The sequence below is a fragment of the Pseudonocardia lutea genome (assembly GCF_042658055.1).
In the GTDB taxonomy this organism is placed as follows: domain Bacteria; phylum Actinomycetota; class Actinomycetes; order Mycobacteriales; family Pseudonocardiaceae; genus Pseudonocardia; species Pseudonocardia lutea.
In genome coordinates this window covers 1-13,004 of sequence record NZ_JBHSQK010000046.1, presented here as the reverse complement: position 1 = coordinate 13,004, position 13,004 = coordinate 1, and the positions used below count along the sequence as shown (strand labels likewise).

The 13,004-nt window shown below is 75.8% G+C and carries 12 protein-coding genes and 1 pseudogene; 6 read left to right on the top strand and 7 right to left on the bottom strand.

Annotation, left to right across the window (positions count from 1 at the left end):
- On the top strand, positions 1 to 375 hold the full coding sequence (locus ACFQH9_RS18930) for a hypothetical protein (RefSeq protein ID WP_379567479.1): 375 nt from the start codon (positions 1 to 3) through the stop codon (positions 373 to 375).
- A gap of 759 nt (positions 376 to 1,134) precedes the next feature.
- On the opposite strand, the gene ACFQH9_RS18925 is transcribed toward ACFQH9_RS18930, so the two are convergent.
- Both ACFQH9_RS18925 and ACFQH9_RS18920 read right to left on the bottom strand, forming a co-directional pair.
- Complete coding sequence (locus ACFQH9_RS18925; RefSeq protein ID WP_379567478.1) at positions 1,135 to 1,827, bottom strand: demethylmenaquinone methyltransferase; 693 nt, start codon at positions 1,825 to 1,827, stop codon at positions 1,135 to 1,137.
- A 246-nt stretch (positions 1,828 to 2,073) separates the two neighbouring features.
- On the bottom strand, positions 2,074 to 2,664 hold the full coding sequence (locus ACFQH9_RS18920) for a hypothetical protein (RefSeq protein ID WP_379567477.1): 591 nt from the start codon (positions 2,662 to 2,664) through the stop codon (positions 2,074 to 2,076).
- A gap of 88 nt (positions 2,665 to 2,752) precedes the next feature.
- On the opposite strand from ACFQH9_RS18920, the gene bla reads away from it, so the two are divergent.
- Positions 2,753 to 3,667: a class A beta-lactamase gene (gene bla, locus ACFQH9_RS18915; protein ID WP_379567506.1), complete on the top strand. Its 915-nt coding sequence runs from the start codon at positions 2,753 to 2,755 to the stop codon at positions 3,665 to 3,667.
- An 89-nt stretch (positions 3,668 to 3,756) separates the two neighbouring features.
- Here bla and ACFQH9_RS18910 read toward each other — a convergent pair whose 3' ends face one another.
- Together ACFQH9_RS18910 and ACFQH9_RS18905 are read right to left on the bottom strand one after the other, a co-directional pair.
- The gene (locus ACFQH9_RS18910) at positions 3,757 to 4,854 is read right to left on the bottom strand and encodes a glycosyltransferase (RefSeq protein WP_379567476.1); all 1,098 of its coding nucleotides are present in this window, start codon (positions 4,852 to 4,854) and stop codon (positions 3,757 to 3,759) included.
- 1 nt (position 4,855) lies between these two features.
- Positions 4,856 to 6,001: a glycosyltransferase family 4 protein gene (locus ACFQH9_RS18905; RefSeq protein ID WP_379567475.1), complete on the bottom strand. Its 1,146-nt coding sequence runs from the start codon at positions 5,999 to 6,001 to the stop codon at positions 4,856 to 4,858.
- Positions 6,002 to 6,156: 155 nt separating this feature from the next.
- Between ACFQH9_RS18905 and ACFQH9_RS18900 the strand changes: the two genes are divergently transcribed.
- A complete protein-coding gene (locus ACFQH9_RS18900) occupies positions 6,157 to 6,954 on the top strand; it encodes an inositol monophosphatase family protein (RefSeq protein ID WP_379567474.1) in 798 nt (265 codons plus the stop codon).
- On the opposite strand, the gene ACFQH9_RS18895 is transcribed toward ACFQH9_RS18900, so the two are convergent.
- Positions 6,933 to 7,418: a DUF3592 domain-containing protein gene (locus ACFQH9_RS18895; protein ID WP_379567473.1), complete on the bottom strand. Its 486-nt coding sequence runs from the start codon at positions 7,416 to 7,418 to the stop codon at positions 6,933 to 6,935. The two genes, ACFQH9_RS18900 and ACFQH9_RS18895, sit on opposite strands and share 22 nt — an antisense overlap.
- A 79-nt stretch (positions 7,419 to 7,497) precedes the next feature.
- Here ACFQH9_RS18895 and ACFQH9_RS18890 point away from each other — a divergent pair, with 79 nt between their 5' ends.
- On the top strand, positions 7,498 to 8,700 hold the full coding sequence (locus ACFQH9_RS18890; RefSeq protein WP_379567472.1) for an isochorismate synthase: 1,203 nt from the start codon (positions 7,498 to 7,500) through the stop codon (positions 8,698 to 8,700).
- A 7-nt stretch (positions 8,701 to 8,707) separates the two neighbouring features.
- Here ACFQH9_RS18890 and ACFQH9_RS18885 read toward each other — a convergent pair whose 3' ends face one another.
- The gene (locus tag ACFQH9_RS18885; RefSeq protein ID WP_379567471.1) at positions 8,708 to 9,280 is read right to left on the bottom strand and encodes a signal peptidase I; all 573 of its coding nucleotides are present in this window, start codon (positions 9,278 to 9,280) and stop codon (positions 8,708 to 8,710) included.
- Between the two features lie 195 nt (positions 9,281 to 9,475).
- On the opposite strand from ACFQH9_RS18885, the gene ACFQH9_RS18880 reads away from it, so the two are divergent.
- Both ACFQH9_RS18880 and ACFQH9_RS18875 read left to right on the top strand, forming a co-directional pair.
- On the top strand, positions 9,476 to 10,117 hold the full coding sequence (locus ACFQH9_RS18880; RefSeq protein ID WP_379567470.1) for a TasA family protein: 642 nt from the start codon (positions 9,476 to 9,478) through the stop codon (positions 10,115 to 10,117).
- 73 nt (positions 10,118 to 10,190) lie between these two features.
- A complete protein-coding gene (locus tag ACFQH9_RS18875) occupies positions 10,191 to 11,789 on the top strand; it encodes a hypothetical protein (protein WP_379567469.1) in 1,599 nt (532 codons plus the stop codon).
- A 465-nt stretch (positions 11,790 to 12,254) separates the two neighbouring features.
- Here the strand turns inward: ACFQH9_RS18875 and ACFQH9_RS18870 are convergent.
- Positions 12,255 to 13,004 (bottom strand): annotated as a pseudogene (locus ACFQH9_RS18870) (hypothetical protein); the annotation flags it as partial.

The following is a 13,004-nucleotide window of genomic DNA, read 5'->3' as shown; positions in this document are numbered from 1 at the left end:
GTGCTCGCGGTCGTCGCCTCCGTCCGCGGTGTGCTCGGGGCTGTCGGGGCCGGCCGCGGTGTGCTCGCGGCTGTCGGGGCCGGCCGCGCTGTGCTCGCGGCCGTCGAGGCCGGCCGCGCTGTGCTCGCGGTCGTCGGGCACGGCCGCACTGTGCCGGCGGTGGGGGCCGTCCGGGTTGAGCTCGCGGCTGTCGGGGCGGTCTGCGCCGTACCGGCGGTCGGCGAGGGGGCGGCGGTCCGGGCGGTTCCTGCCGGTCCGGCCGTCATCGGGGCAGCGCCCGGTACGCCCGCGGCCGGCGGGGCCGCGGCGCCGGTGGTGGTGGGCTCGGGCGCCTGCATTCCGCTCCTTGTGAACTGGTTCACGAGGTTCTTGTGAACTGTTTCACGAAGTTCGGGAGGATGTCCAGGCACCCCCGACCGATCGGGGCCGGATCCGCAAAGTGATCGGCGGGAAGATCGGCTCACGGCGCTCCGGAGGTGTGGGAGTTCGGGTCCGGCACAACCGCTCGGGCCCGACACAACCGCCGGCGCGTCCTGTCACACCGCTTCGGTTCGTCCCACACCCCGTCGACCGGGTGCGGGCGGCCCGAACGGGTGTGGGAGCCGGTCGAGGGCGGCGCTCGCGGTCACCGCGCTCGAGACGCCGCGCGCGGCAAGGCGGGACGACCGCTCCGGCTCGAGGACACAACCACCCGGGCCCGACACAACCGCCCGCGCCACCCGCCACACCGCACCGGTCCGCCGCACAACCCGTAGACGGGGTGTGCACGGCCTGAACGGTTGTGGGAGCCGGTCGAGGGCGGCGCTCGCGGTGCCCGGCACGCCGGCGACGGCGGGGCCGAACTCCGCGATCGCGTCGTCGCGTCGTCGCGTCGTCGCGTCGTCGCGTCGTTGTGCTAGCCGTGCTCACCGCGGTGGGCTCCTGCGCTCCGCGTCCTCGCCTCTGCATCCGCTCGCCACCTCGTTCCCGGTGCGGCGGACCAGCTCCGGTGCGGCACACCCTTTCCGGTGCGGTACACCCTGTCGACAGGATGTGCGGCGGTTCCGGCGCGTGTGCGGCCCGGCCACTGCGGATGTGCCGCGCCCTTCGGGATGTGCCGCGCGACTCGAGGCAGAGCGTCTGCCCGGGTCGGGGTCAGGCGGGCTTGGTGGCGCGGTGCAGGGCGACCGCTCCGCCCGCGAGGTCGCGCCAGGCGACGCGGGACCAGCCCGCGCCCGCGATGATCTCGGCGAGCCGGCGCTGGGTGTGCCAGTCGAGGATCGAGTCGCTCAGGTAGGTGTAGGCCTCGGGGTTCGACGCGACCCGGCGCGCGATCGCCGGGAGCACCCGGCGCAGGACGAGGTCCTGGTAGACGATGCGGTACGGCGCCCAGGTCGGGGTGCCGAACTCGCACACCACGAGCCGCCCGCCGGGCCGGGTGACGCGGGCGAGCTCGGCGAGGGCGCGCGCGGTGTCGGCGACGTTGCGCAGGCCGAAGCTGATCGTGACGGCGTCGAAGGAGCCGTCGGCGAAGGGTAGGTGCAGGGCGTCGGCGGCGACCTTGGGCACCTGACGTTGCGCACCGGCCCGCAGCATGCCGAGCGAGAAGTCGGCGGCCACGGTCCAGGCGCCCGACTTCGCCAGCTCGACGGTCGACACCGCGGTGCCGGCGGCGAGGTCGAGCACCCGCTGCCCGGGCCGCAGCTCGAGGGCCTCCCGCGTCAGCCGCCGCCAGCGCCGGTCCTGCCCGGCGGTGAGGACGGTGTTGGTGAGGTCGTACCGCCGCGCGACGCCGTCGAACATCGCCGCGACGTCGTGCGGGTCCTTGTCGAGCTCGGCCCTGCCCACACCGGGAACCCTACGGCCCCGCCCGACCGGCGCGTCCCCCGGCCGAGGAGCCCGCCGGCTCCCGATACGCGCTGGCCGAACTGCCGGCCCGCGCTGCCAGAACTCCCGACTCGCGGGGCCAGAACTCGCGACTCGCGGCGCCAGAACCCCCGACTCACGGGGCCAGAACCCCCGACTCGCGAGAGCCCAAGCTCCGCGAGTCGGGAGGTTCAAACCCGGCGCCGGACGGCGGGGGCGGCGGGCGGGTCAGCGGGGGTGGGGGATGTTTCGGAGGGCGGTGCGGAGGCCCTCGAGGTACTCGGCCCGGGTGCGGGCGGCGAGGGCCTCCCACTCCTCCGCCGGCACCGAGAGCGGGCCGTCCGAGCCGAGGTAGGCGCTCATCCCGTGCAGCGCGATCCAGCGGTGGTCGTAGTGACGGGGCGTGCGGCGGTCCCACGCGACCGCGCGGATCACCGTGCGTCGCAGCCGGTCCGGGTCCGTGAAGGCGAAGCGGTCGATCGGGCCCCCGAACCGCTCGTTCAGGGCGTCGACGGCGGCCGCCGCGGTGGGGTCCGTGCAGCGGCGGGCGTCGAACCGGGCGCGGAGCTGCCCGGCGTAGAACCAGAAGGCGGCGTCGGCGGGCCGGCCCTGGTCGAGCAGGACCTCGGACAGCGCGTACAGCACGGGCGGAGCGACGCGCTCGGGCTCGAGCTCGACCAGTTCCGCCACCCGCCGCCGGACCTCGGGGTCGGTGTCGAGGAGGCCGGCGATCGCGTCGCGGGCCAGGGCGGTGTCGATCGTCGCGTGCTCGCCGGTGGGCTCGACCACGACGGTCCGCCCCGGGATTCCCTCGCTCATGCGATCAGCCTCGCCCGGGCCGGGCGCCCGGACATCCGTGACACTACGGAGCCCGCGACCGCCCGAGTTGGCTACGGTGCGTCATGTGATCGACACGCTCTTCTCGCGGCGGGCCGTGCTGCTGGCCGGTGTCGGCGCGGTCGTGGCCGGGTGCGCGGGGCCCTCGCCGACCGTCCAGGCGCCCACGACCGCGCCCGCCCCGCTGTCGCCGACCACGCCCGCCGACGACCCGGCCCTCGCCGAACTCGAACGACGGTTCGGCGGGCGGCTCGGGGTGGCCGCCCTCGACACCGGCTCGGGTGCGGCCGTCCGGCACCGCGCCGACGAGCGGTTCCTGATGTGCTCGACGTCGAAGCTGCTGGCCGCCGCCGCGATCCTGCGGCTGCGCACCGAGCAACCCGGCCTGCTCGACCGGGAGATCGCGTACACGCCGGACCAGCTCGTCGTGAACTCGCCGGAGACGCAGCGGCACACCTCGATGACCGTCTCGGAGCTCTGCCGCGCCGCGATGACGCTGAGCGACAACACGGCGATGAACCTGCTGCTCGGCGTGCTCGGCGGGCCGGCGGCGGTCACGGCCTTCGCGCGGTCGATCGGCGACCCCGTCACGCGGCAGGACCGCACCGAACCCGAGCTCAACCGCACCGCGCCCGGCGACGAGCGCGACACCTCCACCCCCGCGCAGATGGCCGAGAACCTGCGCGGCCTGGCACTCGGCGACACTCTCGACCCGGAGGGCCGCGACCTGCTCGTCGGCTGGCTCCGGGCGAACACCACCGGCGCCACCCGGATCAAGGCAGGACTGCCCACGGACTGGGTGGTCGGCGACAAGACCGGCGCGGGCGCGCAGGGCGAGGTCAACGACGTCGCCGTCGTCCGGCCGCCCGGCCGTGCCCCGCTGGTGATCGCGGTCTACACCGCTCCCGCCGATCCCGGGACGGACGCCGCCCCGACGGTCGCCGAGGCGGCCTCGATCGTCGCGCGCACGCTCGTCCCGACCTGAGCACCGGCCGAGGGCGCACCCCCCGGTCGCGTCTCCGACGGAGCCCGGGGCACGGGTGGCACCGGCCGCTCACGGGGCGAGGAGGGCGCTCACGGGGTGAGGAGGGACAGCAGCCCGTCGACGGAGGCGGGCCAGCTGTACCCCTCGGCGCGGGTGCGGGCGGCGGCGCGGCGGGTGGGTTCGTCGGCGGCGAGCAGGGTCGTGACGCCGCGGGCGAAGTCCTCCGGCGAGTCCTCGGCCCCGGGGTCGCCGACGATCTCGGGCAGCGCGGAGGACCGCGAGACCACGACCGGTGTCCCGCTGGCCAGCGACTCCAGTGCGGAGAGCCCGAAGGTCTCGTGCGGGCCCGGCGCGAGCGAGACGTCGGCCGACGCCAGCAGGGTCGCCAACCGGGCGCGGTCCGGCACGAACCCGAGGAAGGACACGGGCAGCCCGGCCGCCCCCCGCTCCAGGGCGGGCCGACGCGGCCCGTCGCCGGCCACGACCAGGCGCACCCGGTGGCCCGCGTCGCACAGCGCGGCCACCGTGTCCACGCTGCGCTCCGGGTGCTTCTCCGGCGACAGTCGTCCGCAGTGGACGAGCAGCGCGTCGGCCCCGCCCCCGAGCCGGGCCCGCAGTGCGCGGTCGTGCCGGTGCGGCGAGAAGGTCGTGAGGTCGACGCCGAGCGGGACCTGCCGGACGTTGCGCGCCCCGATCCGGTCGAACTCCGCCCGGGCGAATCCCGTGGTGCAGACGACCGTGTCGTAGGCCGCGGCCATCCGCGCGTTGGCGAGGTCGGCGACCCGCCGGGCCGCCCCCTCGGGCAGCAGGAACTGGTGCAGCAGCCGGTCGAGCCGCTCGTGCGAGATCACCACGCTCGGGATGCCGCGGCGCGCGGCCCAGGCCCCCAGCCCGCGCAGGGTGAGGCGGTCGGAGACCTCGAGGGCGTCCGGCCGCAGGTGATCGAGCAGCCGTTGCACGCGCCACGGGTCGACGGCCCGGTACCCGCCCGTCGCCGGGATCCGGGGCGCCGGGATCGTGATCCGGCGGGCGCCGCCGGGCAACCTCCGGTCCTCCGCGCGCGGTCCGGGCACGACCAGCACGACCTCGTGTCCGCGGGCGGCGTAGCCGGTGCCGAGGGCGTCGAGCGCGGTGCGCAGGCCGCCCGAGCGCGGCCCGTAGAAGTTGGCGAGCTGGACGATCCGCACGTCAGGCGGCCTGCCGCTGCACGATCCCGGTCGAGACCTCCCGGTAGTGGCCCACCAGCTCGTCGCACACCGTGGACCAGGTGCGACGCAGGACCGAGCGGCGGGCGGCGGCGCCGAACCCGGCCCGCAGACCGGGGTCGCGGAGCCGGTCGACCGCGGCGCGCAGGGCGACGTCGGCGGCGGGCCGGCCCGCGTCGTCGTCGGGCAGGGGCGGGACGAGGTAGCCGGTCCGGCCGGGCAGGACCAGGTCGCGCGGGCCCCCGGCGTCGGGCGCGACGACGGGGAGCCCGGAGGCCAGCGCCTCCTGCACGGCCTGGCAGAAGGTCTCGGCGGGTCCGGTGTGGACGAAGACGTCGAGGGAGGCGTAGAGCTCGGCCAGCTCGTCGCCGCCCCGGAAGCCGAGGAAGGCCGCCCCCGGCAGCGCGGTCCGCAGCCGCTCCTCGCTGGGCCCGGCCCCGACCACCACGAGCCGGACACCGGGCATGCCACCGAGGGCCGCCAGCCGTTCCACCTGCTTCTCCGGGGCGAGCCGGCCGACGTAGCCGACCAGCAGCTCGCCCTCCGGCGCCAGCCGCTCCCGCACCGCGGCCGAGCGGCGGGCGGGGGTGAACCGGCGGGTGTCCACGCCCCGGGCCCACTGGTGCACCCGCGGCACCCCGCGCTCGCGCAGCGCCTCGGTCGCCCAGCTCGACGGCGCCAGCGTCCGGTCGGCCTGCGCGTGCAGCCGGCAGGTCCACCGCCAGGCGGCGCGGGCCGTCAGCCCAAGCCCGTACGACGACGCGAACCCGGCGACGTCGGTCTGGTAGACCGCGACCGTCGGGATCCCGAGGCGCCGGGCCGCCCACAGCCCCCGGGCGCCGACGACGAAGGGCGCGGCCAGGTGCACGACGTCGGGCCGGAAGGCGCGCAGGGCCTTCACGATCCGCCGGCTGGGCACCCCGACCGGCATCGAGCTCACCACCGGCAGCTCCAGCGCCGGCACCCGCACGACCGGGACGCCGTCGTGGGAGTCCGGCTCGTCGGCGCCGGGGGCGACGACGAGGACCTCGTGCCCGGCGTCGCGCAGGTGCTCGAGCACCCGCAGCACCGAGTTCGTGACGCCGTTGACCACGGGCAGGAAGCACTCGGACACGATCGCGACACGCACGGCGGCACGCTTTCGCGTCCGCCGCGCCACCCGCCGTCGGGCACGTGACCTGCGGGGGAACGTCCGGCCAACAGCGCGAGAGTTCACGCGGGCCCACCCCGGGGCGTCACCGGCGGGACGCCGCGGCGATACCCCGCTCGCGGACTCTCGGCGGCATGACGGTCCTCACCCGCACCCCCGCCCCGGTGGATCCCGGGCTGCTCTCCCGCGCCCTCGAGGTCGCGGGCCGGCTCGCCAACGATGCCGCGGAGGTGATCGCCGCGACCGCCGGCCGCGCGCCCGGGTCCGAGGCCAAGGCGGACCCCTTCGACTGGGTCACCGACACCGACCGCACCCTCGAGCGGCACACCCGCCGCGTCCTCGCCGCCGAGTTCCCGGGCATCCCGGTGGTGGGCGAGGAGTACGGCGCCGACGCGACGGCCGCCGGCTCGGCCTACCGCTGGATCGTCGACCCGGTCGACGGCACGGCCAACTACGTCGCCGGCTTCCCCTGGTGCGCCTACAGCCTCGGTCTGGTCGACGGCGACGGCCCGGTCGTCGGGGTCGTGGCCGACCCGAGCCGGGCGCAGATCTACGCGGCGGCGCGGGGCCGGGGTGTGCGGGCCAACGGCGCGCCGGTGCGGGCCGCGACCCGCACGACCGCGGTCGGTGCGCTGGTCTGCGCCGAGTCGCCCTCGCCCGGGTTCGCCGAGCGGGCGGCCGCGCACCACACGGGTCTGCGGGTGCTGGGCTCGACCGCGCTGGCGATCACGCAGGTGGCACTGGGCCGCGCGGTCGCCGCGGTGATCGACGACTACCACGAGTGGGACGTCGCCGGTGCCCTCTGCCTGGCGCTGGAGGCCGGCGCCGTGGTCGTCGACCGGGCCGGGGGACCCGACCCGATGCCGGCCGGCGGGCTGCTGGTGGCGGTGCCCGCCGTCGTCGAGCAGGTCTACTCGTGGTGGGCGGCCTGACGGCGCCGCCGCGCGAACACCGCCGCCCCGCCGAACACCGCCCAGGCGAGGGCGACGAACCCGATCGTCAGCGGCAGGCCGGAGAGCGCGGTGCGCCCGGCCACCCGGACCAGGTCCGGATCGGCGCGGTCGTACTCGACGACCACGGTGGTGCCGGGCTGCAGGCCGCGCGGGTGGTAGACGCCCCGCTCGGGCACGAGCAGCTGCCCGTCCGGCACCGGGAAGCGCACGAGCGTGCGGGCGAAGGTGGAGCCGTCCAGCACCTCCGCGGTGGCCGTGGCGCGGTTGCGGCTGATGGCGACGTCGTCCGCCACCGCCCCCGTGAAGCCGACCACCGCCAGGAACGTGGCCACCACGGCGAGCCCGACGAGGATCGACGGCAGACCCCGCCGGAGGGCGCGGCCGACGGTCCGGGCCGTGCGCCCGGCCTCGACGAACACCTCGCCCGCCACGCCTCCGGCCATGCGGGGAGTCTAGGAGTGTGGTTACCGCCTCCCCGCCGGGGACGGGCGCCGACCGGCGGCGGTGCCTACGCTCGGGTACGTGACGACCGCTGCGCTGCCCACCGGTCTGGAGGTCCGGACCCGTGAGGTGGACCCGCCCGCCGGCGGCCTGCTGTCGCTGCTGCCGGAGGCCCGGGGTGCCCTGTCCTGGGTCCGTGGCGGCGAGGGCCTGGTCGGCTGGGGCGAGGTCGCGCGGTTCACCGGCCGCGGCGCGGGGCGGTTCGCCGAGGCCGACGCCTGGTGGCGCCGGCTGCTCGGCGAGCTCGACGTCGTCGACGAGGTGGGCCTGCCCGGCACCGGTGCCGTCGCCTTCGCGTCGCTGACCTTCGCCGACCGCTCGCCAGGATCGGTGCTGGTGGTGCCGCGGGTCGTGGTCGGGATGCGGGGCGTGCGCGCGTGGGTCACCGAGTTCGGCGACCCGCACCCGATGACCGCGGCCGAGCCCGTGCGCCCGAGCGGCCGGCTCCGCTACGCCGACGGCGACCTGCCCGTCGCGGGCTACCGCGCCGCCGTGGCCGAGGCCGTCCGGCGGATGAGGGCGGGCGAGCTGGACAAGGCCGCGCTCGCCCACGACCTGCTCGCCGTGGACGACGCGCCGCACGATCCCCGGCACCTGCTGCACGGGCTGGCCGAGCGCTACCCCACCTGCTGGGCCTTCGCCGTCGACGGGCTGGTGGGCGCCACGCCGGAGCTGCTGCTGCGCAAGCGCGGCCCGGTGGTCGAGTCACGGGTGCTGGCCGGCACGGTGTGGCCCGGCGAAGGCTCGCTGAGCTCGGAGAAGAACCGGGTGGAACACGCGTACGCGGTCGACTCGCTGGCCGACCGGCTGCGCCCCTTCTGCCGCACCCTCGAGGTCCCCGCGGAGCCGACGGTGCTCGCGCTGCACAACGTCTCCCACCTGGCCACGGACGTCCGCGGCCGGGTCCGCGGCGACGCCTCCCTGCTGCGCCTCGCCGGCGCCGTGCACCCGACCGCCGCGGTCGGCGGCACCCCGCGCGAGGAGGCCGTCGCACTGATCGCCGCCCTGGAGGGCATGGACCGCGGCCGCTACGCCGGCCCGGTCGGCTGGATCGGCGCCGACGGCGGCGGGGAGCTCGGCGTCGCGTTGCGCTGCGCCCAGCTCGACGGCCCGGTCGCCCGGCTCTACGCTGGCTGCGGCATCGTCGCCGACTCCGACCCCGACACCGAGGTCCGCGAGGCCGCCGCCAAGCTCCTCGCGGTGCGGGAGGCGTTGGAGGGCTGAGCGCCGCTCACCGCTCCTTCGCGTGCGTGGGCACGAGGAGGGCGAGCGCGAGGGCCAGGAGGACGAGGCCGCCGGCGATCGCGAGACCGGCGGGGCCGACGAGCCGGTCGCGCAGGCCCCCGACGTAGGGGACGTCGTACCAGAGGACGCCGTGGACGTCCGCGGCCGCGACGGGCTGTGGGTCGTTCGTGCGGTTGGCGTCGCCCTTGGTGACGAACTCGGGCCCCGGCAGGATCTCCACCACGCGGTGCGTGACGATCCGGGACTGCCCGGTCGCGGCGTCGCGGTCGGTGAAGTTCAGGACGTCGCCCGGCTTGACCTGCGCGGTGTCGACGGGCTTGAGCACCGCGACCGACCCGACGGGCAGGGTGGGCTCCATCGACCCCGACAGGACGCTCAGCGAGTGCCCGCCCACCGCGGCCGGGACGAGCGCGACCAGCGCCGCGAGCGCCACCACGGCGAGCACGACCAAGCCGAACACCAGGGTGAGGACCCGGCGGAGCGGGTGCACGTGCCGCGGTCGCGTGGCAAGCCGAGCCGTCTCCCGGTCGACGTCCCCCGTGCGCGTGTGCGTGCCCATCCCGTCCTCCCGGTGCAGTCGTTCCCCACGAGTCGTACCCAGCCGCCGGGCGGACCCGACCGAATACCACCCGATCGAATGGCGGTTCGAACCGAAATTGCCGGGCTCTCCGCGACGTGCCGATACTCGGGGCCCGCCGCAATGCATTCCTCCCTTCCGCGGCTCCCTCCGAAATCCACTCCCCGGAGCATCAGCATGGTCGTTCAGCCCGATGACAGGAAGAACTCCCGGAAGAAGGCGGGCCTGATCGTCGGGCTCGTCGCGCTGGTGGTCGCCGCCGCCGCGATCGGGGCGGGGACGTACGCCGCCTTCACGGACACCGAGACCGGACCGGGCGGCACGCAGACCGCGGGGACGCTGGACCTGGAGGTGGGGTCGGGTGGCACCACGAGCACGCTGTTCACCGCGTCGAACATCGCCCCCGGGTTCAGCCAGGATTACACCTTCACCCTGAAGAACGCCGGGACCATCGCGGGAACGCTCAGCACCGCGATGACCTCGACCGGCGGTGACGGCACCTGCACCGAGCCCGAGCGCACCGCGGAGGGCACGACCGCGTGCAACCCGAACGGCAACCTGCAGGACCAGATGCAGGTGACCGTGGTGTCGTCGCCGGTGTCGAGCACCCCCACCGCACCTGCCTCGCTCGCGAGCTTCGCCGGCGCCCCGCTCCCGGGCAGCGGCTCGCTCAAGATCGACGGTGGGCAGACGGTGACGTACACGCTGCGATTCACCCTGCCGAACGACAACTCCACCACGGCGGAGTCGAATCCGAACAACAAGGTGCAGGGCGACACGGTCTCGCTGAACTCCACGTTCAATCTGGTCCAGTCCTGAGCATTCTCCGAAATGGCCGCGCAGCCGTACCGGTGAGCCAGGACCCCGTTTCCCTGCTCCGTTCGAGGATTCGATGCGACGCCGAGTGATCGCCGGGGCGCTCGTGGCGGCGGTCGTCACCGCCACGGGTGCCCTGTCGGGCGGTAGCGGCACCTACGCCCGCTACACGGACGTCGAAGCGTCGCCGGGCACCGTCGGCGCGGCGACCGTCGTGATCGGCACCTCGTCGCGGGCGCCGGCACTGAGCTACACCGGCGGTCTCCTCGGCGGTACCTCGTCGGCCACGCTGACGGTGGTCTACACCGGCACCACGCCCGCGCGGCTGACGCTGCAGGCCAGGCCGGCGGCCACGTACTCGTCGGCCTTCTGCACGTACTCGACCTCGACCAAGGCGTGGTCACGGGCGTCCGGGGCCACCGGTATCAGCATGTCCTTCGCGGGCACCACCGTGGACTACTGCACCCTGCTCAACGGCGGGGAGGTCACGCTGTCGAGCTCGGTCGCCGCGGGCAGCACCACCTCCTTCGCCACCTCGGCCTCCTTCGGCGTGCTGAGCGGCGCGAACCCGAGGAAGGACCAGGGCGTCCCGCTGCTCGTGCGCGCCAACGGCACCGCGGGCCCGGGCTTCTCCGACGCCGTGACGGGCACGCTCGGCGTCGCGACGAGCCCGTCGTCGACGCCGCGGTCGCTCGCCGTCGTCACGGTGCCGACGATCACGGCCGCACCCACGACCACCACCGCGCCGACGGGCACGCCCGTCGCGGCGACCGACGTCCCGGCGGAGTGCGCCGCGGCCGGGACGACCGCCGCCTCCTTCGCCGAGAAGATCACGCTGACGGCGGATCGGCCGAGCTTCGACGCCGCGCGCGACCGGCCGGGGAGCGCCGGGCCCTTCCTGGTCGTCGGCTCCGCGGCGGCGGACACGGTCGTCGGCTCCGCGGGCGGCGACTGCGTGACGGGGGGCGACGGCGACGACGTCGTGTCCGGTGGTTCGGGCGGCGACGTGCTCGTCGGCGGGCCGGGCGCCGACCGGCTCTCCGGCGAGGCGGGGAACGACCGCCTCTACGGCGGCGCCGGGGTCGACACGCTCGACGGCGGTGCAGGTGCGGACGTCCTCGACGGCGGGCCCGACGGTGCCCGGTGCACCACCGACGCCTCGGACACCACCACCGGCTGCCTCGGGGCGGGTGCCGAGGGGGCGGCCGACCCGACGACCACCACCTCACCCGCCCCGACCACCACGACTCCGGTTCCCACCCCGCCCTCGACGACCACCACGCCACCCCCGCCGGCCGACACCAGCGCCCCCGCCGCGGTCCCCGAAGGCTCCCCCGACCCAGCAGCTCCGCCCCACCCACCTGACACCCGGGCAACAGGCCGCGCAGGAGGAGCCCGGAGATCACCGCTCCGGACCCATCCCGGCCGCGGACGGCCGCCAACGTTCCGCAACGACGATCAGCACAGGAGACCCGGCCACAGCTCCACCATGATCAGCACTCCGGACCCGCCTCGGCCACGGACGGCCGCCAACGGTCCGCAACGACGATCAGCACAGGAGACCCGGACACAGCTCCACCATGATCAGCACTCCGGACCCGCCTCGGCCACGGACGGCCGCCAACGTTCCGCAACGACGATCAGCACAGGAGACCCGGACACAGCTCCACCATGATCAGCACTCCGGACCCGCCTCGGCCACGGACGGCCGCCAACGGTCCGCAACGACGATCAGCACAGGAGACCCGGACACAGCTCCACCATGATCAGCACTCCGGACCCGCCTCGGCCACGGACGGCCGCCAACGTTCCGCAACGGCGATCAGCACAGGAGACCCGGACACAGCTCCACCATGATCAGCACTCCGGACCCGCCTCGGCCACGGACGGCCGCCAACGGTCCGCAACGGCGATCAGCGCAGGAGACCCGGACACAGCTCCACCATGATCAGCACTCCGGACCCACCTCGGCCGCGGACGGCCGCCAATGGTCCGCAACGGCGATCACGGTGAGCCCATCGGACGGGCGCGAGTCGAAGATCATCAATCCGGGACCGGAGCGGTCGATTCTCGATCGGCCAGGGCCACGAACGACGATCATGGCGGAAGCGACTGTCCGGCAACCGGCGGAAGGCCCGGGTCAGGAGCTGCGCTGCCGAGCCTGGTGCGCCCTCCCCGGCGGCCCCTCCGGCGCCGGGGAAGATCCGTCGCGCGGCGGCGGCGCCACGAGGCGCAGCGGCCCGCGGGCCGCCGGTCGGCGCTCGTCGACGGCCTCGGCGAGAGCCAACACCTCGGCCTCGGCCGGGCCCCCGCACGCATCGCCGGTCTCGCACGCACCGCCCGGCCCGCCGCGAGCCCGCCCCGTCGCGTCAGCAGCATCCACCGACGTGCCGGGGGCGCGCACCGACGTTCCGGAAGCGCCTACCGTCCCGCCGGAAGCGCCCGCCCACCTGCCGGTAGCGCCCGTCGAGGGAGCATCCGCCGACCTGCCGGACGCGCCCACCGACCCGCCGGACGCGCCCACCGAGGAGGCATCCACCGACCTGCCGGGAGCATCGACCTCCTGCGCCGACCGCGGTGCGGGAGGCGAGCCGGACGGGGTTTCGGCGCAGCGGAGGGCGGCGCGCAGCCGTTCCGCCTCCACCCGGTAGGCCTCCCGTTGCTCCCACAACCCGCGCACCGCGCTGAAGAGGAACGGCACCGCGGCGGCGAGGAGCGCAGCGGTGGCGGCGAGGGTCAGCGCGACGGGCACGACGACCGCGGTCCCCGACGACCGGACCGCGTGCGCGGCGGCGAGTGCGACGAAGGCCACGCCGACCCGGCGCAGCAGCGGCCGGTCGCGGCGCAGCCCCGCCCCGACGGCGAGCAGCCCGGCCGCGCGGGCCACCGC